Genomic DNA, 22,082 nt, shown 5'->3' on the forward strand with positions numbered 1-22,082 from the left:
GAACTGGATTGTGTATGGGGGGCGTTGGTCAGCAGAGGGGGTCGAAAGGGACGTCTGCGTCGGACTTGCCCGAGGTCTGGTTGTTCACCCATGCGACGTTCTGGGTCCATCGGTCGGCTGAAATCTCGACCGGCCAGAGGGTCTTCTGCGAAGCCCACACCTGGTTGGCTTTGTCAGCAGGAACATTCATTCGCTCGGTGAGAAGTTGAGCTCCTGCTTGCTCGTTCGCGGGATCGGCTATCCACCCTGCTGCGGCCTCGAGCGCCGCACAAACGGGGGCAGCAGCATCGGATTCAGCGAATGTGGCTGTCGTGACGAGCACCGTGCCCAGGCCGTATGAACTCACGCCCTCAGAGCCCACCGGGTCTACTTCTGTAATCGCCGTCATCGGTATTCCTTGAGCATCGAATACGGCTTGGCTGGCAGCGGTGAGAACGGCGGCATCGATGTCGCCCTTTCGCGCGAGTGGTATCTGACTCGCGGTGGGTGCCGCTGCGATGAATTGCACCGTGGATGCGTCGATGTTTCGTTCTGCGAGAAGCTGATTGACGAATTGCTCGGCCGCGCCGCCACGTGACGGTATGGCGATCCGCTTGCCGGGCAAATCCTCGATGGTGGTGATGCCGCTGTCTTTCGTCACGGCGATGGCAAGATCGATCGACCCGTACGGGGACAGTGGCCGCAGACTCTGCCCTTGCTCTATGGCCGGAACGACGGTTCCGGGTGCTCCGACCGCGAGATCGGTTGTACCGCCGATGAGACCGCTGATGAGTTCGGGCCCGTTCTTTCCGTCGATGAGCTCGACGTGGAGGCCTTCCTTGTCGAACATTCCTTGTTGGACGGCGACGTAGACAGGTAGGGACAAAGCACTCGCAGGGTAGACCCCGATGGCGACGCTACCGTCGTTCGGACGCCCTCCCCCTCCACACGCGGAAAGCAGTAGGGACGCTGCAATGACTGTGCCGACAAAAGGTCGAAGTTTCATGGGATTCCTGTTCCTTGATGGCTGGGCGCATCAGAAATCAAGCTGAGTTGGCTGGGCGCATCAGAAATCAAGCTGAGTTGGCTGGGCACATCAGTAATCAAGCTGAGTTGGCTGGGCACATCAGTGGTCGAGCTGACCACGCAGCCGGTTGAAGATTTCGATGTATCGAGGTTCGGCGGTGAGGGTTTCGAGTTCGCGGGGGCGTTCGATGTCAATGGAGACGTCGTCGATCACCCGGCCGGCCCCGAGCAGCAGAACGCGGTCGGAGAGACAGATGGCTTCGCCGAGGTCGTGGGTTACGAAGATGACCGTCCGGCCTACCTGGGATTGCCAAAGCTCGAGGAATTCTCGCTGTACTTCGACTCGGGTCTGCGCATCGAGGGCGGCAAACGGTTCGTCCATCAACAAGATGTCCGGATCCAGAGCCCACGTTCGGGCCAACGCGACACGCTGGCGCATCCCTTGGGAGAGTTGCCAAGTCCACAGCCGTGACGCCTCGGACATTTGAACGGCCGCAAGCCAGCGCGCGGATTGAGTTCGTCTCTCCGCCTTGGGTACTCCCCTCAATTCGAGACCGTACTCCACATTCTTCTGCGCTGTTCGCCACGGGAACAGCGCATCTCGGGCCATCATGAAGCCCATCCGAGAACGAGCGTCGAATGGCGTTGTGCCGAGGACCTCGGTCTTCCCTTCTGTTGCGTCCACCAATCCAGCGAGCGCGTTGAGCAGGGTGGTCTTGCCGCAACCACTCCTGCCGACCAGGCTCACGAACTGTCCGCGAGGGATTGTGAGGTCGAGATTATCGACCACAGTTTTCGCCGACCCGTCGGGCGAGGGGAAGGATATCGTCAGTCCGTCGAGTTGGACTGCGGGTGTAATCACGTTGGTATCCATGATGATTCCTGTCATCGTCGAGCCGGGGGCTGCCACCGAAGGAGGTAGCGCTCGGCGAAGTTCATGGCCTGGTTGAGGACGACTGCGACGATTGCGAGAAGTATGAGGATCGCGTAGACCGCTTCCATCCGGAACTGGGCCGAGTAGATCGACACAAGCTGGCCCAGCCCGTCCCGTGACGAGATCAGTTCAGAACCCACGACGCCAAGCAGTGAATAGATCAGCCCCAACCGAAGACCGGCAAAAATGCCAGGTGTCGCGACGGGGAGGAGAATGTGCCAGAACACCTGTGTCTTACTGGCATTCAGGACAGTGGAAAGTCGGAGCCATTCGTCGTCCACTGACTTCACACCGGCTCGTGCACTCGAGCAGACGATGAAGAAGACGAGTGTGAACGCGAGAGCGACCTTTGCCGTCATCGTGATCCCGAAGATGACGATAAGCAGAGGTGCCAGCGCAAGACGTGGCATGGCATTCGCCGCATCCAGAAACGGACTCATGATGCGTTCGAGGGTCGGAAGTAGTCCGAGAGAGAGCCCTACCGCCACCCCGACCGCGCTAGCGAGGATCCAAGCGATCACGACGGCAGCCATCGTGGCACGCAAGTTCGTCGAAATCTCCCCCGACTGCACTGCTGCGGTGAAGTAGTTCCAGGCTTCTCCTGGCGTTTTGGCCAGAACTGGTTCGATCCAACCTTGCGATGCGACGAGCTGCCACGCTCCGAGTAGGACCAAAAGCAGTGCGGCCTGGGCCAGTCGTACCCCGATGGTGCGTCGCGTGCCGGATCGACGCTGTCGAGCGGGCTTCGGCTCAGAGCGTGCCCGACTCGCGGAACGGGGTGACGTAGCGCCGGATGGCGAAATAGCGGTGATGGTTTCGGTCATTTCGGCGCCTTCTTCGTAGTGCTCACAGGCGGCGATAGGTGCTCGACAAAAGCAGACGGGTGCGTCTGGTCGAAGCTCCCCGGGTTGTTGCTCACTGCGTTCATATGTGAAGCAGATCACGGGATTCTTCTTCCCGTCTACGCCACATTCGAGAGGTATGCCATAGGGTTTACCTATGGCTGACGGGCGCAGAATCGGGCGCGCACGCGGACTTCCATGAGAAGGGAATCCCAATGGACCGGCGTCATCTGGAATACTTTCTCGCCCTTGCTGATCGGGGCAGCATTTCCGCTGCTGCTCGCGGACTGGGGGTCAGCCAGCCGACAATCTCGGAGGCTCTCGCCAGAATGGAGAAAGAGTGCGGCCTGACGCTCGTCCGCCGTGGCTCGCGGGGAGTCACCCTGACCGACGCTGGACGCGATCTGACAGGTCCGGCGGCCCAAGTACTTCGGGCATACCGGGATTTGGATCACGCTTTGCATCCATTGAACGTCGTGCAGCGGGGTCGGCTGACGGTCGTATGTCCGCGAACATTGGCGCGTGATCCGGCGGCCACGGCCCTCGGTGCGTTCAAAAGCAAGTTTCCCAATGTTGCGGTGACGATGCTCAGCAACGACACCGACGGAATCGGAACGGTGGTCGCCTCGGGTCAGGCTGATATCGGCCTCGGGGTGGACGAGGTGTTCGACGAGGGTGTTGAACGTATCCTTCTCGGCCGGCAACGAATCGTTGCGCTGGTGCCCGCCGCACGAAGTGAAGGCGAGGGGGTAGCGGCGTTGACGGATCTGTTGCGAATCGGATTGATCACCAGCCCGCGTGACGATGTCACTCGGCGACTGTTGGCGGAACGCCTGGGCGAAGGCACTGTGGACGGGGCGGTGGTTGCGGAGACTATCTCTGTGGCCTCGATGATCCCACTTGTACGCGCGGGAGTCGGCGTCGCCTTCCTTCCCGAATCTGTCGCCGATACAGTCGGCGAAGGTGTGGTGCTGTGTCGTACTCGGCCCCCGCTCACTCGTGATATCTGGATGTTCCACGGTTCGACGCCATCGCCTGCGGCACAAGCGTTTATCGAGACGACCAGCCGATTACGTGACGAAGGTGGAATGGGGAACGCCGGATGAGCAACTTCGGAGAGTCCGCGCCCCCGCGAATCGATCCGCGGCAGCTACAAGACTTCCTCGCGGTCGTCGAACACGGCAGTATCACGGCAGCAGCGGCAAACCAGTTCACAGGAACATCGAGCGTCTCTCAATCAATTGCGCGACTCGAAAGACGCATCGGAGGACGGCTTTTCAATCGGGGCCGGGCCGGCGCGACGCTGACTGCGCGCGGACGGAATCTCATCGATCCAGCACGCGAAGCGCTGGCCGCGCTCGACCGATTAGTGGTCGAGCGCGAGTTCTTACTGTCAGCGGTCCCCCACCTCAGTGTTGCCACGACAGCGAGCCTTGCGGACGATCCCACAGCGGTGCTGCTCGGAGCGCTGCGCTCGGAGGTGCCGAACCTGAGAATCACCATCTCGGTTCCGCCGGGGTCATCTGTGGCCGATGCGATTCACCCGGTCATGGCCGGCACCGCTGACGTGGCAATAATGGAGTCGCCGCCCACCGGCGTTCCCGGGACTCGAATGGTGCGCCTTCCGGACCACAAGTTGCGCCTTGTCTGCCCGCCCGGCACCCCGCCACCGGTCGACGGGGTATTCATCGGCGAGGACCTCATGCGTATCGGCTTGGTCGTCGCACCGCGGTTCGAAACTTCCGATGTCTATCGCCATCTGCGTTCGATCGAACCGCGAATCGACCATGCCTTCGTGATGAGGTCACAGCATCGCGATGCCTTCGCGGATTTCGCATACGAAGGGATCGGTGCTGTCATCCTCGAACTCTCCAGTGCCGAGCGAGCATCCGAACGCGGCTGCACTGTGGGCGAGATACTCGAACTGCCGCCACGGAAGATCGCAGCCGTGGCAAAGGACGGCCAGAACACGCAGGTCGTCGAACATTTCCTACGGCTGTGTGCCGAGCAATCGGCGCGGAAGCTGTAGGCGGAGTCGATCTCTCTGGGACTTTGCGTATTCGCGGCGGCTGCTCATACACCGAGAACGATTATTTTGTCTACAGACACAACACTTCTGGGATAGTCCGTTTCCTCGAACAAAGCCGACGGTTCACCTTGCCGTAAATATGTAATACGCGTCACTCCGGATCAACTTCGAAAGGTTTTCCTTCATGCGAAAATCTCTGAAATATTTCGTGAATGCTGCAGCGGCGGTTGCGTTGTGCGCGACGCTAGGACTCACGGGCGCAACCGGAACAGCGGCTGCCGATGCGCCCGGCATCCCGAGCGTCGGGCACGACTGGGCGAGTGCAGGGCCGTACACGCCGAATGTCTCGATCGGGTTGGTACACACTCTGTACTACCCGCGCCAGCTCGGCGCGCGCGGCGAGAAGCACCCTGTTGTGATCTGGGGGAACGGGACCGGTGTGCTCCCAGGTGCGTACACCTCCTTGTTGCGCCACTACGCCAGCCACGGATTCATCGTGGTCGCCGCCAATACACCGGCAAGCAACTTCGCCATCACCATGCGGTCGGGAATCGACCTCATCGCGGACAAGGCGGCCAGCCCGTCGAGCGTCTTCTTCGGCAAAGTCGACCTGGAACACATTGGTGCGGTGGGGCACTCGCAGGGCGGGTCTGCGGCGATCAATGCGGCGATCGACGACCGCGTCGACACTGCCGTCGCGATCCAGCCTGGCCCGCTCAATGATGTCGACCTCATCGACGAGCCGGTTCTCTATCTGGCCGGCCAGGCCGACGCAATCGTTTGGCCGGCGATCGTGCGGGCGATGTACGAGGACGCAGACCACGTGCCTGCCGAGTATCTGGAACTGCGCGGTGCCACGCACTTCGGTACGGCGATCAACGGCGGCGATATGCGCGGGCCGAGCACGGCGTGGCTGCGGTACTGGCTACTCGACGATCCGAACGCCCGCACCGAGTTCTTCGGAGCGAGCTGTGGATACTGCACTGACACCCAGCAGTTCTCCGACTTCGACCGCAACGATCTGGCCATGCAGATCCCGGGGTGACGGTCAGATCTGGAGTTGTCGAAGACGAACAGCCTTCCAATCAGGTCGGCGGAGTCGCAAAGCTCAGATGACGACGTAGCCGTACATCCGTTCGCCCTGAGCCACAGCTCTGGTCGCTAGTTCGGCGAAGGCGGTCAGGAACGGCACTGAGTCCTCCGACGGTTCACTCGTCTCGTCGATTGCCCAGGCCGCCGCAGCGGCGGCGACGCCTTCAGCGTTCAATTCCGCTAGTGCATCACGTAATTCGTCGGTAACCGTGAGCACGAGGGTGTCGCCGTCGTCGCTCATTGCGACGAGTTTCCCGCAGCGTGGACCTTTGGCGACCTCGTTGTAGGGGCGAGCGGTGAGGGCTGCTTCCAGTCGGCCGAGCGCGACAACCGGATCGACGCCTTTCGCCTGCAGAACTGAAGTCCCATCCGCAGCCAACTGAATCCGCGGGCGAGAGGCATCGTTCGCCTCGATCACCGCTGGTTCCAAGTCGACGAGTCCCTCGAGGGCGGAGGTGGCGTGCTCATCCGTGCGCGCGGTGAAGTAGTCGGTGATCGCAGACATGGCGCGATCATCCCACACGCGATGCATCCCCACGTCCCGGAGTCCTTCCGCGACTTGGCTGATCGCCGTCAGGCGGAACAGGTGTGTGCTTCCTCGATCGCTTTCGCGAAAGCGCGGAGTCGTGGGCTTTCGAGATCGGTACGCCACACGAGGCCCAAAGCAGATTCGGGTAATCCGTTGATCGGTACGAATGTGATGTCCGAGCGCTGGCTGTATGTAGCGGTTGCTGCGCACAGGATGAGGCCGACCTGACTGAATGCGACCTGCGACAGGCCTTCCTGAACGGTGCTCGCCCCGCCCTGCGTGGGAATCGTGGCTCCGCCCGGCGTCGTGCTCGGGGAATTCACACGCTGCCAATAGTCGGGGGCTGGGCCGGTGATGGGTACCAGACAGATCTGCGCCAACTGCTCGGCGTCGATCACGCCCAGTTCACTGAACGGGTGATGGACTGAGACGGCCAGGGTCTGGGGCTGTCGAGAAAAGACGAGCCCGGTTGTCAGCTCGGGCTCATCTACGGGGAGAAGTGCCACTGCCGCATCGATTCGCCCGGCGAGTACATCACTGAACGGATCACCCAGGGGTAATTCTTTGATGGTCACGCAAGTTTGCGGATGTTGTATCTCGAAACGAGAGACAGCAGCCGCGATCGAATCGTAAATTGCTCCTTGGAAACCCACCCGAAGCGGCGTCGGCATGTTGCGTGCTCGTGACTGAGCGTCCTCGATTACTCCGACAAGCGCACGATGCGCGGGAGCCAACGACGCAAGAAATTCGGCACCGAATTCAGTCAGGCGTACGCGGCGACTGGTGCGCGCCACCAGGCTGGTGCCGATACGACGCTCCAACCCGCTGATCAGCTGACTGACTCGGCCCTGGGAGATGAACAGTCGTTCGCCGGTGCGACCGAAGTGCAGTTCTTCAGCGAGAACGAGGAAACACTCGATCTCACGCATCGGAGGCTCCGACATTTTCACTCCGACCCTCGACTCATTCGACCACTCCATCATGGCTCATCGATGAATTGAGCTAATGGTTGGATGAGCGATTCGCCGTTGATCCTTGGGCGTGCGGGAGCTTCTCTGGTTACATGCCACATTCCGCGCCCGGGCAAAACAGCCCCGCGCCCACGTCCTCAACCCACGCACACACCATCGAGAACCACTGGGCTGCGGTCGCCCTGATCGCAGCGTCCACCTTCATCGTTGTCGCGGCAGAGATGATGCCGGTCGGGCTACTCACCCCGATCGGTGCTGACCTGGTGGAAAGCGAAGGGACCATCGGGCTCTCACTGGCCATTACCGGATTGGTGGCAGCGGCCACTGCCCCGTTTGTGCCCATCGTGACCCGGCGCTTCGATCGTCGGTCGACGCTTATCGTTCTGATGCTTGTAGTCGCCGCGGCGAACGCCCTCACGGCTCTCGCACCAAGCTTCGCTGTCCTCGCTGTTGCTCGCGTCCTACTCGGTGTGAGCATGGGCGGAGTCTGGGCACTCGCCGCTAGCCTGGCACCCAAATTGGTGGGTTCCAGATCCGTCGGGTTGGCGACCACGATCATCTTCAGCGGAATCGCGGTTGCCTCAGTTCTCGGTGTCCCTGCGGGGACGTATATCGGAGCAGCGGCCGGGTGGAGCGTGGCATTCTGGACTCTCAGCTGCGCCGCGACGCTGATCGCGCTCGCCATGTTCGCTGTCCTACCCGTGATGCCAGCTGATCAAGCTTTGTCGCTCGGCAGTCTCGTGGTGGCTTTTCGGAACCCGGGAGTCCGGGTCGGAATCGCGATTACCGCGCTCATCGTCACCGCTCATTTCGCGGCGTACACCTATGTGCGTCCGGGGCTGGAGTTCTTCGCAGGATTGCACCCTGCGCAGATCGGCACGATGCTCTTGATCTACGGGGTTCTGGGCGTTGTCGGCAACTTCATAGCCGGGCCATCTGCCACCAAGTCTCCGAAGACTGTGGTCGTCATCCTCAGCGCGGGAGTAGCGATCACCCTTGCCCTGTTCCCGATCTCGGCTACCACCTTGATCACAGCTGCTCTGCTCATGGCGGCTTGGGGCCTCTTCTACGGTGGTGTATCGGTGAGTACTCAAACATGGATCGCACAAGCAGCCCCCGTTCACCGAGAGGCCGCTGCGGCTCTGTGGGTTGCAGTCTTCAACGCAAGCATCGCCCTCGGCGCGTTCGCGGGTGGACGCATTCATGACCACTCCGGTTCCGAAACGGTCTTCTGGATGGCCGCGGGAATCGCCACTCTCGCAATGCTGCTCGCCACATTCCGCAACCCCGTCGTGGCAAAGCACGAACTGACAACCTAGCCGCCTACACAAAACCTTCATAGAGGCAGGACAACAGATATGCGCCAGACACCCGTTTCGACATTCATGGATGTGACCGAGATGCTCGAACGCTACCGGGACAAATCGCTGTCTCCGGTGGAAGTGCTCGAGTCCACCATCGAACGTATCGAGGCGCTCAACCCGACCTTGAATGCAGTGGGACACACTTTCTTCGATACTGCACGGGCACAAGCGAAGTCAGCGGAACGCCACTACGCCCGCGGCTCGGATGTCAGCCTTCCGCTCGCCGGTGTTCCCGTTGTGGTGAAAGAGGATGAACCGGTACAAGGCCAACCGTGGACTCAAGGGTCCAAGGTCTATGAGGACTTGATCGCCACCCACACTTCGACTTTCGTGCAGCGGATCGTCGACGCCGGTGCCATCGTCCACGCGCGATCGACGGCCCCGGAATTCTCCTCGGCCGCGTTCACACAGTCCGAGTTGTGGGGCGTCACTCGCAATCCGTGGAACACGAAATACTCCTCCGGCGGGTCTTCCGGCGGATCGGCAGTCGCACTTGCCACCGGTATGACGCACTTGGCTACCGGTTCCGATGTTGCAGGATCGATCCGAACTCCGTCGTCTCTCAACGGAATTGTCGGGTTCAAGCCACCGCACGGCCGTGTCCCCGTCGATCCGCCCTTCAATCTCGATCGCTACTGCCACTGCGGTCCGATGGCTCGCACCGTAAGTGACTGCCTCACACTGCAGTCGGTCATCGCGGGACCGACTTCCACTGACATTGCCTCGCATGTGCCGGCATCGCCGCTGCCCGGCCTCGCAACGCATTCGTTGACAGGAATGCGTATCGCCGTGATCCCGGCGTTGGGTGACTGGCCGGTTGATCCGGACGTTGCCGCCAACACCGCCAAGTTGGTGGACACCCTCACTGCGCTGGGCGCACGCACGGAGATCATCGAAGTCGACCTGTCACGCGCTGCAATCATGCGTGCGGCCGCCATTCACTACGATCACGTGTTCGGTGCATCGATCTCCGCCGAAGCGTCCGCGCACCCCGACAAGGTCACGGAGTACGCGAAGGAATTCGCGCGATGGGCACGCCGCACCCGTGGTGACGCGACTTTCCTCGACGGACTCGCGATCGAAGCCGAACTGTATTCCTCGATCGGATCCCTGTTCGACACCTATGACGCGTTGATCACTCCGGCAGTGGTGACCGATGGCTTTCTTGCCGGCGTCGACTACGTCGGGCACGGAATCAATGTGGCTGGAACAGAATTGGGATTCTATCTCGAGGCCGTACCGGCCATCACCTTCAACATCCTGAGCAACTGCCCGGTGCTGACAATCCCCACCGGTTTCGCTCGGAACGGAATCCCTACCGGTACACAGATAGTTACGCGGCCGTACGACGACCACACGGCCTTTGCCATAGGGCTCGCCCTCGAGGAGGTTCTGCCCTATCCCGGCAATCACCCGGACTGCCAGGCCTTCTCGTGAGAATCTCGGGCAGGCGGGTGAATCACGCCACGCAGAATTCGTTGCCCTCTGGGTCGGCCATGCTCACATGGTGACCTTCGAATCTTTCCAATTCTGAGGCGCCCGCGCGTAGTAGTCGTTCGACCTCGCGAAGGATTGTCGCCCACTTCTCAACTGGGGTCCCGTCTCCGGATACCCGGAGATCGAGATGCAATCGGTTCTTGGCGACCTTGGATTCAGGAACCTGTAGTAGACAGAGTCGGGGAGCCACTCCGAGCGGGTGGTGCAACCAAGCGCCGCCCATCCCGTCGCCTTCGTCGTCGAAAGTGGCCAGCCACTCCTCCCGGGTCGAAAAAGGCTGCGGTGGTGGCTCATCGACGTATCCAGCGGCTATCTTCCAAAACGTAGCCAAGCGGTCGGGGTCTGTGCAATCCATCGTCAGATCGACTCGAGTGAGCATCTGTCGATGTTAACGCCCAAGACAATCGAGTGTCGGGAGGTAGGAAGCTTGCGGCATTCTTCGGAACCAAGATACTCGCCGCTATTTCCGCGTGCGACGTGGGCAGTCCACCGGTCCGTCGGCGGCTCGATTGTCAGCAGCAGCAGATACTCGACCAGTCGCTTGTAGCGTCGATCCCGTATTCGGCCCTGTGCCAATGTGCAGGAGGACGTCACCGCAACCGCTGTCGGGGGCCGCGTTCGGGAATGTCGAACAAGCCGATCGTTCGGATCGCTATCATTCTGGCTACGCCCGCCGACCGGGCCGGGATCTCGAGGAGACGCGTGAACCACACCACGACCGAATCTACTGCCGTGCCGCCCGCGTCGTGGTTGCCGATGAAGTACCCTCGGCGCGGCGGTTTTGCCGCCGACGTGGCACCTGTCGATCCCGCAGCCGGTGCCGAACTCGATCGACAATTCGACAGCGACGACCAGTTTGGCGAATTCAGTTCAGCGTATTTGGTCAATGATCCTGATCCTGACGAGCTCACCCTCGCCGCCCGGAAGTATCAAGCCGGTGAGATCTCCGCTGTCGGTGCAGCTGCTTTGTACTGCATACTCGGCCGCTACGCAGATAATGACCGGCAACAATCGACACTTCTCGTGGACGGGTTGGTGGCACGGCACGGGTTGGTCTTCGCGGTCGAAGCACTCTTGGAATGGGCCGACCTGCGGTTCGTTCATGTTTCGGTGCCTGTGTCAGAGCTGGGACCCGACGCGGTAATTGTAGTGGCGAACATCGGCGGTGAGTCGCCAGCTGCGGGATACAAGATGCCTGAGTATGTACTGCGCGAGCAGCTCGGGCGGACGGACGAACCTGATGCGCAAGTGGTCCGAGAGCACATGCTCGACCGTATGCGCGGTCTGTTGGCGACAGCCTCTGACGAGGACTACGCCGCAGCCCGAGAGGTGGCGTCGTCGATGCGCACCAACAGCACCCGCCGTTTGACGGCGTCGTACATCTTTCCGACCGAGGAAGGATGGTCGGAAGAACTCATCATGGGAATGCGCGCTCGGTGGTATCACTGGAACACTCAGCTGACGGTTTCGTCGAACACGGTACAGCAGCTCGAACGGGTCGCCGACTCACACGCAATGCGCAGTTGGCTCGAGGACGACGCGATGGTTGCGGCAGTAGTTGACGGCATAGGTGCAGGTCTTACCGGACTGTTGGTCGATGCGTTCGACAAACCAAACCAGTACGGACACATGAGGGACGAGGCGACACTGCTCCGAATCCTCTGGGCGCTCTCGGCGATACCCACCGACGAAGCCTTCACTGCTCTGGTCGAACGTCGCCACGTGAAGAGTGCGTTGCCCGCGGTCCTACACGCAATGCAACATTACCCACGTCGAGCATTGAAGATATTGGCAGAGAGGGATATCAACCTGTTGGACCGTCACGTGCGGGCGAATCCCGACATCGCCGCCGAGCTGTCGCCTACACTTCCCGAGCCTGCAAGGCGAAGGATCGCCGAATTGTCGACGCCGACGCCCGAGGCCACGGATCTTCCGCCCATTCTCGTCGCGCCGCCATGGTCGAACAGAAAGAAAGCGCTCGAGGTCGCGGTGATCGGTGATCTCGTTGCTCCTGAAATCAGCCGAATAGTCTGGCTTCCAGGTGAACTCGAACAAATCAAGAACACTCCGAGCGACTACTCCTACACCACGTGGGAAAATTACAAACAGTATGTGCAGGATGTATCACCGCGTTCCACCCATGACTGGAACACCTGGGTGATTTTTCTACTGGCCCCAGACGAAATCGCGCGCCCGTTCCTGACGGACTGGCCCGGAACCTCGCTCAAGGATCCACTTCGGGTTGTCGCTCGCTACGAACTCGATGCGCTGCCGCTGATGCTTCGCTTCACGCGCGCTCATCCAGGTGCCGCGGCGCCATACTTGATGCCATATGTCGATATCGATGTCGCGCGCGTGCATGCGACGATGTTCGCCACCAGGAAGAATCTCCGCAAACCTGCGATGGCGTGGCTGGTCCGACACGCTGAAGATGCAGTGGCACTACTCGTTCCAGACGCAGTGGGTCCGGCAGGTGCTCAACGTGATCATGCTGCCGCCGCCCTGCGTGCGCTCGCCAGAACAACCTCACGCGAGACAGTGGTCGACGGAGCGAACCGGTACGGCCCCGAAGCCGGGCAGGTAGTCGCCGGCATTGTCGATCTCGACCCGCTCGAGATGTTGCCCAAGCGGATACCGAAAACTCCGGTTTGGGTGGATGTCTCTTCACTTCCGCTGATTCTGAACGAGAATCGATCAGCCGCACTGCCGACGTCGGCGGTGTCGACGATCCTGACGATGTGCGCAATCGGAACCGCGGACGCTCCTTACGCCGGACTCGATGTAGTAACTGCGTACTGTGACCGATCGTCGCTCGCCGAGGCCGCGTGGGAACTATTCGAACGATGGTGGGGTGCCAGCGCTCCGTCGAAGGACAACTGGGTGATTCTTGCGCTGGGTTGGCTCGGCGACGATTCGACCGTGGCAAGATTGGCACCCCTCGTCAGACGGTGGCCAGGTGAGAATGGTGCAGCACGAGCACAACTCGGTCTCGATGCACTGGCTGCACATGGGTCAGCCCGCGCGTTGACAGAACTCGATCACATCTCCCGAAAAATGAAGTTCAAGTCGTTGAAGAACGGAGCGGCACAACGCGTCGCAGAGTTGGCCGACAGTCTCGGGCTCGATCGAGAACAGCTGGCCGACCGGATCGTTCCTGATCTCGATCTGACGCCGGACGGCACTATGAACTTCGACTACGGGACGCGGATGTTCACCGTCGGTTTCACGGAGGCTCTCGTGCCTTATGTGCTCGACGGAGGAGGTAAGAAGACGTCAGGACTGCCCAAACCCACCAGAAATGACGACGTTGTTCTCGCCGAGAGTGCGAAGAAGCGATTCACCGAGCTTAAGCGAGAAACGAAAGCTGTTGCTGCCGAGCAGATCAAACGCCTGAACCGTTCGATGGTTACCGGGCGCCGCTGGACTAGGACAGAATTCGACGACTTCGTGCTCGGCCATCCGCTGCTGATTCACCTTGCACGGCGACTGCTGTGGGCATCGTTCGATGACAGCGGTCTGCCTACAGTCGTGTTCCGGGTCGCGGAGGACAGTACCTTGGCCGACATCGACGACCAGACCGTCGAGCTACCGGAGGGCCGTATCGGGCTAGTACACCCCGCGCACATACCCGATACGGTGGGCGCGTGGTCCGACGTGTTCGCCGACTACGAAATCTTGCAGCCTTTCCCACAGTTGGGTCGTGCTGTCCACGATCCGCTACCCGATGACGTCGACGGGAGTGGTCTGAGTCGATTCACCGGAGTAACCGCCAGCCCCAGTCAGGCACTGCGGTTGACGTACAGAGGATGGGAACCGGTGTGGGAGAACCCAGCTTCCTGGGGACAAGGCCTGCTGTACCAGCTCAGCGATGACGTGTCTGTTCTGCTGGGGTTGGAGCCCGGGATGGGGACGGGAGACCCTTACAACGGGTACCCCGATCAGAAGCTCGTTTCGGTGGAACTCCGTGGGGGGACTTTGAACGATGTCGATCGTGCGACGGTCTCCGAACTCATCGCAGACTTGGCAGGGTTCGCCTCGTGACTTCACGAGTCCAGCGCCCACCGGCTGAGGAGCGGTTTGCCGAGGAACTTGCGCGTTTGGCCGAAGAAGACACTGGGCCGCGACCACCGGGGTGGCGTCTAACCCTCACGTCGGCGCGGACGTTCGTCATGGGCGACGTCGAGCTGGGAATAGCGCCGAAATACGTAGGCAACGCATCGCTCGTCGAACGCTCACTCGTCACCTTGGCGACGACACGTGGATTGATGCTGGTCGGAGAACCTGGTACTGCCAAATCGCTACTGTCAGAGCTCATCGCCGCTGCCGTGAGCGGGGATTCGACCCTCACGATCCAGGGCGGTGCCGCCACGACCGAGGATCAGATCCGGTATTCGTGGAACTATGCACTGCTCGTCGCGGAAGGCCCCTCGACTCGATCGATGGTTCCAGCGCCGATGATGCGTGGAATGGCCGAGGGACGCGTCGTGCGGTTCGAGGAGGTCACGCGGTGTCCGCTCGAAGTGCAGGACACTCTGTTGTCGTTGCTGTCCGAACGGGTGCTGGCAGTCCCGGAACTTTCCGGAGACGACGCAATGGTCTATGCCCGTGAGGGTTTCAATGTGATCGCCACCGCAAACACCCGCGACCGTGGCGTCAACGAGATGAGCGCCGCACTCAAACGGCGCTTCAACTTCGAGACCGTGCACCCGATCGCCGATTTCGACACCGAAGTCGAACTCGTGCGAACAGAATCGGCGGCCTTGCTGCGTGCTTCCGGTGTAGCCGCAGAACAAGATCCGGCAGTGTCCGAGTTGTTGGTCACGCTGTTTCGTGACCTACGTACAGGATTCACCGCGAACGGATCGCCGGTCGAGCGACTGTCATCGGTGATGAGCACGGCTGAAGCGGTGTCCCTTGCGCATGCCACCGGTATTCGTGGGTGGTTCTTGCGAGGAGACGCCGGTACCGTCACCGACCTCGCCGAGTCCCTGGCCGGCACGGCGACGAAAGACAACAGTGAGGATGCTGCCCGGTTGCGCCGCTACGTCGAGAAAGTAGGGTCGCAGCGGACGAGTGCGGCATGGCAAGAGCTACGCCGGGCGCACGCACGTCTGACCGGACCGTGAGCGTCGCTGTGGTGGACGCTGGTCGCGACGTCGTGGTGATCGGGATTCGGCACCACAGCCCTGCGTGTGCTCGGATCGTGGCGGAGACCATTGAACGCTTGCAGCCGACGCATGTCTTGATCGAGGGACCCGCAGACTTCACCGATCGAATCGATGAACTGAGACTCGATCACAAGTTACCGATCGCGCTGTACTCCCACGTGCGACGAGGAGCGCACACACGTGTGACATGGGCTGCCTTCACCGATTGGTCTCCAGAATGGATCGCCCTTCGGTCGGCCTCCAAGGTGTCGGCGGAGGTTCGGTTGATCGATCTTCCCGCCTGGCACCCCGCTTTCGACGGGCCGCCGGACGAGTACAGTGTGGCTGCAACAGTATTGGCGGCCCGACTGGGACTGGACACGGTCGACGCGATGTGGGATCACGTCGTCGAGTCGCGCGCCGATACGCTCACTGTCGAGGAATTGACTGCCGTCCTCGACGACTACTTCGATGCGATCCGGGTAGGTGACGCCACAGTATCCGAGCGCGAACAGTACATGGCATCGTGGATACGGGCCGCTCGCGAGCGCCCCGGAAGCGGTGCTGTCGTTGTCGTCTGCGGCGGGCGTCATCGGCCGGCGATCATGTCCGAACTGGCTCGCGGTAGACCGACCGACGGATCCTGGCCCGCCGTTCCGACCGCGGGCCCTGATGTCGACATCGGCAGTTACCTGGTCCCCTATTCCTACAGTCGTCTCGACCTGGAATCACCATGGTGGTACGAGAAGCTCTGGCAGAAAACGGCATCGGCCGGGGAGGTTGCAGCCGCGGCGATCGTCCGTGATTTGCGATCCCGGAATCAACGCGTCTCGACAACGGATTTCATCGGATTCCGTACGCAGATCCTCGGACTCGCCGCTATCCGTGGTCACACGCTGCCGACGCGACGAGATGTATTAGATGCTGCAGCAAGTACCTTGGTGGGTGAGGCGTTGGCGTCGCCGCTGCCTTGGACACTCGCAGGGGAACCTCTGGGGCCGGAACCCGACCCCGTCATCTCGGCCTGTATGCGCACGATGCGAGGTGATCGGCGGGGCACGCTACACCCTGATTCACCGGTACCGGGATTGGTTTGTCACGTCGATATGCTCCTCGAGGAGTTCGACCTCTTGCCCGGCCCTGTTGTACTCGACTTGGCCGACGAGCGTAGTCGTCAGCGTAGTCGTGCACTACATCAGTTGCGTGTGCTGGGAGTGCCAGGATTCGAGCGAACTGCAGGTCCAGGCAGTGGTTCTGCAGTGGTGTCGACAGAACGGTGGACGATTGTCGACTCCGCAGACCGCCTCCCGGTGCTGGTCGAGGCTGCAGCCAAAGGCCATACTCTGGTAGAGGCAGCTGGGGCCACCCTGGAATCTTCGCTGACTTCGGCTGCGGCTGATGTCGAGCGTCTTGCACACATTCTGTTCGATGCAGTTCTTTGTGGACTCGACTCGGTGGCTGACCGAACCGAGTCGATCGCATCCGAATTATTGAAGGGCGTAGGAGATCTCGGGGGCACAGGCCTGCTGCTTCGAGCCGCTCTGGACCTGTGGCGGCACGATTCACTCTTCGGGAGCCGAGGGTCCACCCTGCTCGGGGCGATAATTGATTCGGCGTCGTCGCAGGTCGTTGCGCTGGCGCACCGAGTTCGGGCCACGACCGGTGGCGCTGATCTCCTCCGGATATCGGCTCTCGCAGCGTTATCCGATGCGATGGAGTATGCGACGGAGATCCTCTCGACTGATCCGGCCGACGAACTGACCGCTCTGGCTCGTGACAATGGTGCCGCGGTCGACATCAGGGGATCGGCCCTGGGAACGTCCTGGGATCGAATTCCCCCCGATGCAGCAGTCGACGCCGTTCGATCGATTCCTGCAGAACACCTCGGTGATTGGTTGTGCGGACTGTTCGGAGTAGCACGTGAGCGTTTTCTGGACGCGGAATCCAGCGACACAGTGTTGACCGCCGTCGATGAAATCGTGAGCAGACTGTCCGAACACGAGTTCCTGACAGCACTTCCCGCGCTACGGCAGTCCTTCGAATTCTTCCCTCCCCGTGAACGCGACATCATCGCGCGCCGCCTGACAACGTCGACACCAGAGGCTGCAGTCGTGAACTCCCTGGATGTCGGAAGGCAGCTCGACGCCCGGGTGGACGACGCGCTTGCCCAGATCGGTATGCGATGAACATCGAACGATGGCGGCTGATTCTGGGTGATGCGTCGGCCGGAGTACTCGGTGATCCAACGGGCGATGCGGCTGAACGCGACGACGCGTTGGAGTGGCTGTACGGCCGTGACCCGGCTCGCAGCGCGCAGGGCGTTCGCGCTGGAACTTCCCGACTGCAGGGGACCGACTCCGTAACGACTGGAGACAACCCGGGTGGCGGAGATACGCCCGGTTCCCCGGGTGCGGTTCCGCCGAGTCGCAAGGATGGGCGGTACCGCCCCAATGGGCTCGGCGAAACGACGGTGACGGCCGTGGACTGGCTCGACGACATCCATCGTCTTTTTCCTCGCGAGACAGTTCATCGACTCGAACGCGACGCCGTGGAGAAATACGAAATCACCGAAGTGGTGACAGATTTGGAAGCGTTGCAGCGTATCGAGCCCAGCGTGACTCTGCTTCGAGCAGTGCTGCGTACCAAACACCTGATGGATCCCCGAGTTCTGGCGATGGCAAAAAAGGCTGTCGACAATGTCGTACGCGAGTTGATCGAGAGGCTCTCGGTGGACGTCCGCAGGACCTTCCACGGCAAACGTAGCCGACACAGAACAGCGTTTCGTAATTCGCGCAATTTCGACTTCGAGGCAACGGTTCGCGCTAATCTGCAGCATTGGTCACCGCAAACACGCAAGATTGCTATCGAAAAGCCTTTGTTCACTTCGCGAACTCGTCGGCACACGGATACGTGGACGTTGATTCTGTTGGTCGACCAGTCCGGATCGATGATCGACTCTGTCATCCACTCGGCGATCACCGCTGCATGTTTCTGGAATGTCCCCGGATTGAGGACTCACCTCATTGCATACGACACCAATGTCGTCGATCTCACGTCCGAGGTTCTCGACCCGGTCGAGCTCTTGATGGGCGTCCAATTGGGAGGCGGGAATGACGGTGCAAAGGCCGTCGATTATGCCGCGCAACTGGTGGATACGCCGCAACGAACGATTGTTGTCATCATCTCCGATCTGTACGAAAGTGCACCGGATCGGTTCGTCCGGAGCGTTGCCGGTCTCACTGACAATGGTGTGCGTGTCCTGGCGCTTGCTGCGCTCGACGATGCTGGTGACCCTGATTACGACCGTGAAATTGCCCGTCGCTTGACGCGATTGGGTGTGCACGTCGGTGCGATGACTCCCGGAGGGCTGGCCGAATTCGTGGCCGGTTGTATTCGATGACGTCCCGGCCTGATCTGGCTGCGCTCACCGACGATGCGCTTGCGCTGGTCGCTAATCGCGGGCTCGTCAAGCGAGCCGCGCGTATGTTCGCCGAGGAAACGCCTGAACTCTTGGTGACGAGCGAACGGATCCTCGTCCGGTACGGCGACGGTGTCGAAACCAGTCTTCCTGCCGGCGTTCCATTCTCGGAAGCGTCGTGCACGTGTGGCGCAAGCTCGGTGTGCCGGCACCGTGTCGGTCTTGTTCTCGTTTATCGGGCGAATCACGAGTCGAGCTTCGATCACATAGACTGGACACCAGGGGAATTCGATGACGAGGCGCTGGAGGCATTTCTCGGAGCGGCGGTACTGGCACGGGCGAATCGGACCAGGCGGGAGGGCTACCAGGCAACAGTGCATCGAGCTCGAGGTGCAGATCCTGTTGTGCGAGTCGAACTCCCGCATTGCACGGTCCGGTTCTTGGTCCCACACGAACTGAGTCACGCCCATTCTTCGGCATCTGCGCACACGACGGCAGAAGCGATAGCACTTGCCGTGTGGGCGGTTCGGGCGGCGGACGAATCCGGAACCGACCATGTGCACGTGGGTCGGAGTTCAGTCGTGCGAGATGCTGATCGAAGTGCTCTGGCAAGGGCCTTGGCGCGGACGATCCTCGTGGACGGTCTGTCCACCACAACGGCGGTGCAACACGCCACTGCCGTCAGAGACACGCGCGCCATTGAGGCAGGTTCCGCAATCTGGTTGGCCGATGCGTGCATAGAACTGACTGACCAGATCGAGGCCTATTCGATGCGGCATGCCGGGCACAGTCGCACACGAGTGGCGATGATCATCGCCGAGATTCATGCGAGGGTCGAACTCGGTGAATCGGTCGATTCATCGCTTGCCGGGACAGCACTAGGGACCGAGACTCCCGGTGAAACTCCGCTGCGTCGTTCACGTCTGATCAGCCTCGGCGCGAGGGTGACGGCGACTGGCGATTCGACTACCGCCGATATCTACTTCGCCGAACCAGATTCGGATGCAGTTTTTCTCATGAGTCACGATTGGTCGAGTGAATCCGACGAGGCACTCTCCGGGTATGCGATCTCGACTCGCCGAATTGCCGGTTCGACGGTCGCCGCTTTGGCTTCATCGACAGTGCTCACAGAATCAGCGGTTCGCCGTGCCAACCACAGAATCCGCCTCGGGCGTAAAGGGATCGGGCGTACTTCCATTCTCCCTCTCGGCGTCGACGCGTGGGAAAAATCGATTGACGTGGTGGACGATTACGCCGAGATGCATCGCCGGTTCATCGAGCGCCCGCCGTCGTTTGCCCGAGCCCGGCTGACTACCGATGGCGTCGGTGTGATGCGAATAGATTCTGTAATCAGCACCGATTACGCTCCTGCAGAACAGATGTGGACAATGCGGGTCGGAGATGGGCGTGGCAACCTGGCGCAGGTGAGCGTCGTACATCGAGCGCATGCGCCCGGTGCAATCGACGCGATGGTCCGGGCAATGTCGGCCCGGCCGAGGGCCGTGAGCGGTCGGCTGACTGTCCGAGCCGGTGCGTTGTGGATGACACCATTCGCTGTTGCATGCGACCTCGGCGTCATCGTTCCCGATCTCGAAGAAGGCCTCGGCAGTGCGACGATGACTCGCGCAGTTGCGACGGGCGGTGTGGACGCCATCGACAGTGCGCTGGAGGGAGCTCTATCCGTACTCGCGGACATCGCTCACCGCGGGCTGAGAAATGCGGCTGAGCCTACTATTTCTGCGCTTTGTCGTTGTGCAGCGGGGGTAGTCATGGTCGGTATGGCTTCAACGGCGCGAGCCGTGGAGTGCGTAGCCGGTGCGATTTCGTTCGGTGAGCTGGAGACGTCGGCAGATGCGTGGGTTCATGCTGTGATCCGGATCGTCACGGCCATCGAATCACGTTGAGACACTCGGCTTTGCCTCGCTGCGACCCTGCCGGCCATCAGCCTGCCTGCAGGCTTCAATTCTGAGGGGCTGCCAATGGGTATACAGGTTCTGGCTCGCAGTCATGCCGATCTGGACCTGTTGCAACTCGCGCACGGCTTCGGCAGCGTTGACGCTCGCTCTGGTGAAGGGTTGACCAGAATGTAGTTAGGTGCCATATTAGTTGCATGGCAGTGGACGGAACCGATCACGACTCACCCACGTTGGATCAGGCGCGGCGGCAGTTGGAGCATTACGGCCTCGGGTCCGATCCGCAGGCGGTGCTGGTTGCGGTGCGGCTGATCTCGGCGGGCGCGCGGCTCGGTCGAGCAACCGAGGTTCACTTCGCGAGGTATGGACTGTCGACCGGCCGTTACCGATTGCTTGCGGATCTGGAAGACCACGACGGGGAGAAATCTCCCTCGCGACTGGCCGCTGATCTCGGCGTCTCGCGAGCCACGGTGACCGGGCTGGTCGACGGCCTCGAGCAGGAGGGTTTGGTCGCTCGGCGTCCGTCCGCCGAGGACGGGCGTGGTGCGGTGGTCGTCCTGACTGCTCGCGGCGCTCAGCGTTTACGTGACATGGCGCCCGAACACTTTGCTCGTCTCGAGGAAATGGTCGACGAGCTCACTGTCGACGAGCGTGCGGTTTTTCTGGACCTGCTCTCGCGGGTCGTTCGCGGTATCGGTGCGCTGACTGCGGAGTAGTCGGCTGGGATTCCAAGCCGTCGCGTAGCGATTCGAATCGTCGTCAATTCTCGACAGAGGCTTCTCCTTCCATGCCCAAATAGTTAGCCACCTAATTATAAACGGAAAGTTGGTCTCCTTCATGTCCGGACACACCCCGCCGATCCGTCGCGAAAACAAAAGGGAGATAACCGATTCCAATCGACTCGACCCGGTTGCCGATCGTCGCGCCGCACGATCATTCACCCTGTGGAGAGAGGTGCTGGTCGCCTACCTTGCCCCTGCGCTGATGGCGGGTGCGGGCGGAGTCGCATCCGGCCAATCGGGCCTCACGATGGCGGCATTTACGTCCATTTCGGGCACGTCGGCAGTGGTGGCGTTGCTGATCGGCTCCTGGCTGCAGCGTCGCGGGAGGTCACGACCGTGGACCACGGCTCTGCCTCGCGTCATGGTGGCGGCAATTCTTGCCGTCGGAGCCGCTGCAATTGCAGGCCTCGTCGGGTGGTTCGCCTCCCGTTGGCTACCAGCTCACACGAGCGTGGTCGACACTGCTCGGCTTGCTCGCCTGCAACTCGATCTACCGATATCTGCCGCTGTCGCTGCCGTCATCGTCAGCTGGCGATGGCGCCGTCAGAATCCCTGACAG

General features: G+C 61.2%; 18 protein-coding genes. 12 read left to right on the top strand and 6 right to left on the bottom strand.

Features of this window, described 5'->3' with window-relative positions; genetic code table 11:
• Nucleotides 1-28: 28 nt before the first annotated feature.
• From FEZ59_RS20815 to FEZ59_RS20825, 3 genes are all read right to left on the bottom strand, one after another.
• Nucleotides 29-985, bottom strand: coding sequence for an ABC transporter substrate-binding protein (locus tag FEZ59_RS20815; protein ID WP_031331416.1), 957 nt, complete (start codon nt 983-985; stop codon nt 29-31).
• Nucleotides 986-1,105: 120 nt separating this feature from the next.
• Entirely contained in the window at nt 1,106-1,879 is a 774-nt protein-coding gene (locus FEZ59_RS20820) for an ABC transporter ATP-binding protein (RefSeq protein ID WP_020971337.1), read from the bottom strand.
• 11 nt (nt 1,880-1,890) lie between these two features.
• Nucleotides 1,891-2,763, bottom strand: a complete 873-nt coding sequence (locus tag FEZ59_RS20825) for an ABC transporter permease (RefSeq protein ID WP_172933119.1) — start codon at nt 2,761-2,763, stop codon at nt 1,891-1,893.
• Between the two features lie 233 nt (nt 2,764-2,996).
• On the opposite strand from FEZ59_RS20825, the gene FEZ59_RS20830 reads away from it, so the two are divergent.
• From FEZ59_RS20830 to FEZ59_RS20840, 3 genes are all read left to right on the top strand, one after another.
• Complete coding sequence (locus FEZ59_RS20830) at nt 2,997-3,887, top strand: LysR family transcriptional regulator (protein ID WP_020909702.1); 891 nt, start codon at nt 2,997-2,999, stop codon at nt 3,885-3,887.
• Nucleotides 3,884-4,810, top strand: a complete 927-nt coding sequence (locus FEZ59_RS20835; protein WP_172933120.1) for a LysR family transcriptional regulator — start codon at nt 3,884-3,886, stop codon at nt 4,808-4,810. Before FEZ59_RS20830 ends, FEZ59_RS20835 begins: the two co-directional genes overlap by 4 nt.
• A 184-nt stretch (nt 4,811-4,994) precedes the next feature.
• Nucleotides 4,995-5,855, top strand: a complete 861-nt coding sequence (locus tag FEZ59_RS20840) for an acetylxylan esterase (protein WP_070795430.1) — start codon at nt 4,995-4,997, stop codon at nt 5,853-5,855.
• A 63-nt stretch (nt 5,856-5,918) separates the two neighbouring features.
• On the opposite strand, the gene FEZ59_RS20845 is transcribed toward FEZ59_RS20840, so the two are convergent.
• Both FEZ59_RS20845 and FEZ59_RS20850 read right to left on the bottom strand, forming a co-directional pair.
• Nucleotides 5,919-6,407, bottom strand: a complete 489-nt coding sequence (locus FEZ59_RS20845) for a hypothetical protein (RefSeq protein ID WP_070796002.1) — start codon at nt 6,405-6,407, stop codon at nt 5,919-5,921.
• A gap of 68 nt (nt 6,408-6,475) precedes the next feature.
• On the bottom strand, nt 6,476-7,375 hold the full coding sequence (locus tag FEZ59_RS20850; protein WP_232252950.1) for a LysR family transcriptional regulator: 900 nt from the start codon (nt 7,373-7,375) through the stop codon (nt 6,476-6,478).
• A gap of 119 nt (nt 7,376-7,494) precedes the next feature.
• On the opposite strand from FEZ59_RS20850, the gene FEZ59_RS20855 reads away from it, so the two are divergent.
• On the top strand, nt 7,495-8,721 hold the full coding sequence (locus tag FEZ59_RS20855; protein WP_172933122.1) for an MFS transporter: 1,227 nt from the start codon (nt 7,495-7,497) through the stop codon (nt 8,719-8,721).
• Nucleotides 8,722-8,760: 39 nt separating this feature from the next.
• Entirely contained in the window at nt 8,761-10,203 is a 1,443-nt protein-coding gene (locus FEZ59_RS20860) for an amidase (RefSeq protein ID WP_172933123.1), read from the top strand.
• A 22-nt stretch (nt 10,204-10,225) separates the two neighbouring features.
• On the opposite strand, the gene FEZ59_RS20865 is transcribed toward FEZ59_RS20860, so the two are convergent.
• Entirely contained in the window at nt 10,226-10,642 is a 417-nt protein-coding gene (locus FEZ59_RS20865) for a VOC family protein (protein WP_020909695.1), read from the bottom strand.
• Nucleotides 10,643-10,965: 323 nt separating this feature from the next.
• Between FEZ59_RS20865 and FEZ59_RS30450 the strand changes: the two genes are divergently transcribed.
• From FEZ59_RS30450 to FEZ59_RS20905, 7 genes are all read left to right on the top strand, one after another.
• Nucleotides 10,966-14,304: a DUF4132 domain-containing protein gene (locus FEZ59_RS30450; protein ID WP_172933124.1), complete on the top strand. Its 3,339-nt coding sequence runs from the start codon at nt 10,966-10,968 to the stop codon at nt 14,302-14,304.
• Entirely contained in the window at nt 14,301-15,389 is a 1,089-nt protein-coding gene (locus tag FEZ59_RS20875; RefSeq protein ID WP_003943024.1) for an AAA family ATPase, read from the top strand. The genes FEZ59_RS30450 and FEZ59_RS20875 overlap by 4 nt, the downstream gene beginning before the upstream one ends.
• Complete coding sequence (locus FEZ59_RS20880; protein WP_172933125.1) at nt 15,344-17,596, top strand: DUF5682 family protein; 2,253 nt, start codon at nt 15,344-15,346, stop codon at nt 17,594-17,596. Before FEZ59_RS20875 ends, FEZ59_RS20880 begins: the two co-directional genes overlap by 46 nt.
• Nucleotides 17,593-18,810, top strand: a complete 1,218-nt coding sequence (locus FEZ59_RS20885) for a VWA domain-containing protein (protein WP_080910234.1) — start codon at nt 17,593-17,595, stop codon at nt 18,808-18,810. The genes FEZ59_RS20880 and FEZ59_RS20885 overlap by 4 nt, the downstream gene beginning before the upstream one ends.
• Nucleotides 18,807-20,732, top strand: coding sequence for a hypothetical protein (locus FEZ59_RS20890; protein WP_172933126.1), 1,926 nt, complete (start codon nt 18,807-18,809; stop codon nt 20,730-20,732). The genes FEZ59_RS20885 and FEZ59_RS20890 overlap by 4 nt, the downstream gene beginning before the upstream one ends.
• A 206-nt stretch (nt 20,733-20,938) precedes the next feature.
• Complete coding sequence (locus tag FEZ59_RS20900) at nt 20,939-21,457, top strand: MarR family transcriptional regulator (RefSeq protein WP_003943230.1); 519 nt, start codon at nt 20,939-20,941, stop codon at nt 21,455-21,457.
• A 121-nt stretch (nt 21,458-21,578) separates the two neighbouring features.
• A complete protein-coding gene (locus FEZ59_RS20905; RefSeq protein ID WP_084324714.1) occupies nt 21,579-22,079 on the top strand; it encodes a hypothetical protein in 501 nt (166 codons plus the stop codon).
• Nucleotides 22,080-22,082: the final 3 nt, after the last annotated feature.

Origin of the sequence: Rhodococcus sp. MS13, from assembly GCF_013277835.1 — a bacterium.
In the GTDB taxonomy this organism is placed as follows: Bacteria; Actinomycetota; Actinomycetes; order Mycobacteriales; family Mycobacteriaceae; genus Rhodococcus_F; species Rhodococcus_F erythropolis.

What these genes read in the sequence shown, in the direction of transcription:
- FEZ59_RS20815 (WP_031331416.1), bottom strand. Translation starts at nt 985, where the DNA reads ATGAAACTTCGACCTTTTGTCGGCACAGTCATTGCAGCGTCCCTACTG.
- FEZ59_RS20820 (WP_020971337.1), bottom strand. Translation starts at nt 1,879, where the DNA reads ATGGATACCAACGTGATTACACCCGCAGTCCAACTCGACGGACTGACG.
- FEZ59_RS20825 (WP_172933119.1), bottom strand. Translation starts at nt 2,763, where the DNA reads ATGACCGAAACCATCACCGCTATTTCGCCATCCGGCGCTACGTCACCC.
- FEZ59_RS20830 (WP_020909702.1), top strand. Translation starts at nt 2,997, where the DNA reads ATGGACCGGCGTCATCTGGAATACTTTCTCGCCCTTGCTGATCGGGGC.
- FEZ59_RS20835 (WP_172933120.1), top strand. Translation starts at nt 3,884, where the DNA reads ATGAGCAACTTCGGAGAGTCCGCGCCCCCGCGAATCGATCCGCGGCAG.
- FEZ59_RS20840 (WP_070795430.1), top strand. Translation starts at nt 4,995, where the DNA reads ATGCGAAAATCTCTGAAATATTTCGTGAATGCTGCAGCGGCGGTTGCG.
- FEZ59_RS20845 (WP_070796002.1), bottom strand. Translation starts at nt 6,407, where the DNA reads ATGTCTGCGATCACCGACTACTTCACCGCGCGCACGGATGAGCACGCC.
- FEZ59_RS20850 (WP_232252950.1), bottom strand. Translation starts at nt 7,375, where the DNA reads ATGTCGGAGCCTCCGATGCGTGAGATCGAGTGTTTCCTCGTTCTCGCT.
- FEZ59_RS20855 (WP_172933122.1), top strand. Translation starts at nt 7,495, where the DNA reads ATGCCACATTCCGCGCCCGGGCAAAACAGCCCCGCGCCCACGTCCTCA.
- FEZ59_RS20860 (WP_172933123.1), top strand. Translation starts at nt 8,761, where the DNA reads ATGCGCCAGACACCCGTTTCGACATTCATGGATGTGACCGAGATGCTC.
- FEZ59_RS20865 (WP_020909695.1), bottom strand. Translation starts at nt 10,642, where the DNA reads ATGCTCACTCGAGTCGATCTGACGATGGATTGCACAGACCCCGACCGC.
- FEZ59_RS20880 (WP_172933125.1), top strand. Translation starts at nt 15,344, where the DNA reads ATGGCAAGAGCTACGCCGGGCGCACGCACGTCTGACCGGACCGTGAGC.
- FEZ59_RS20885 (WP_080910234.1), top strand. Translation starts at nt 17,593, where the DNA reads ATGAACATCGAACGATGGCGGCTGATTCTGGGTGATGCGTCGGCCGGA.
- FEZ59_RS20890 (WP_172933126.1), top strand. Translation starts at nt 18,807, where the DNA reads ATGACGTCCCGGCCTGATCTGGCTGCGCTCACCGACGATGCGCTTGCG.
- FEZ59_RS20900 (WP_003943230.1), top strand. Translation starts at nt 20,939, where the DNA reads ATGGCAGTGGACGGAACCGATCACGACTCACCCACGTTGGATCAGGCG.
- FEZ59_RS20905 (WP_084324714.1), top strand. Translation starts at nt 21,579, where the DNA reads ATGTCCGGACACACCCCGCCGATCCGTCGCGAAAACAAAAGGGAGATA.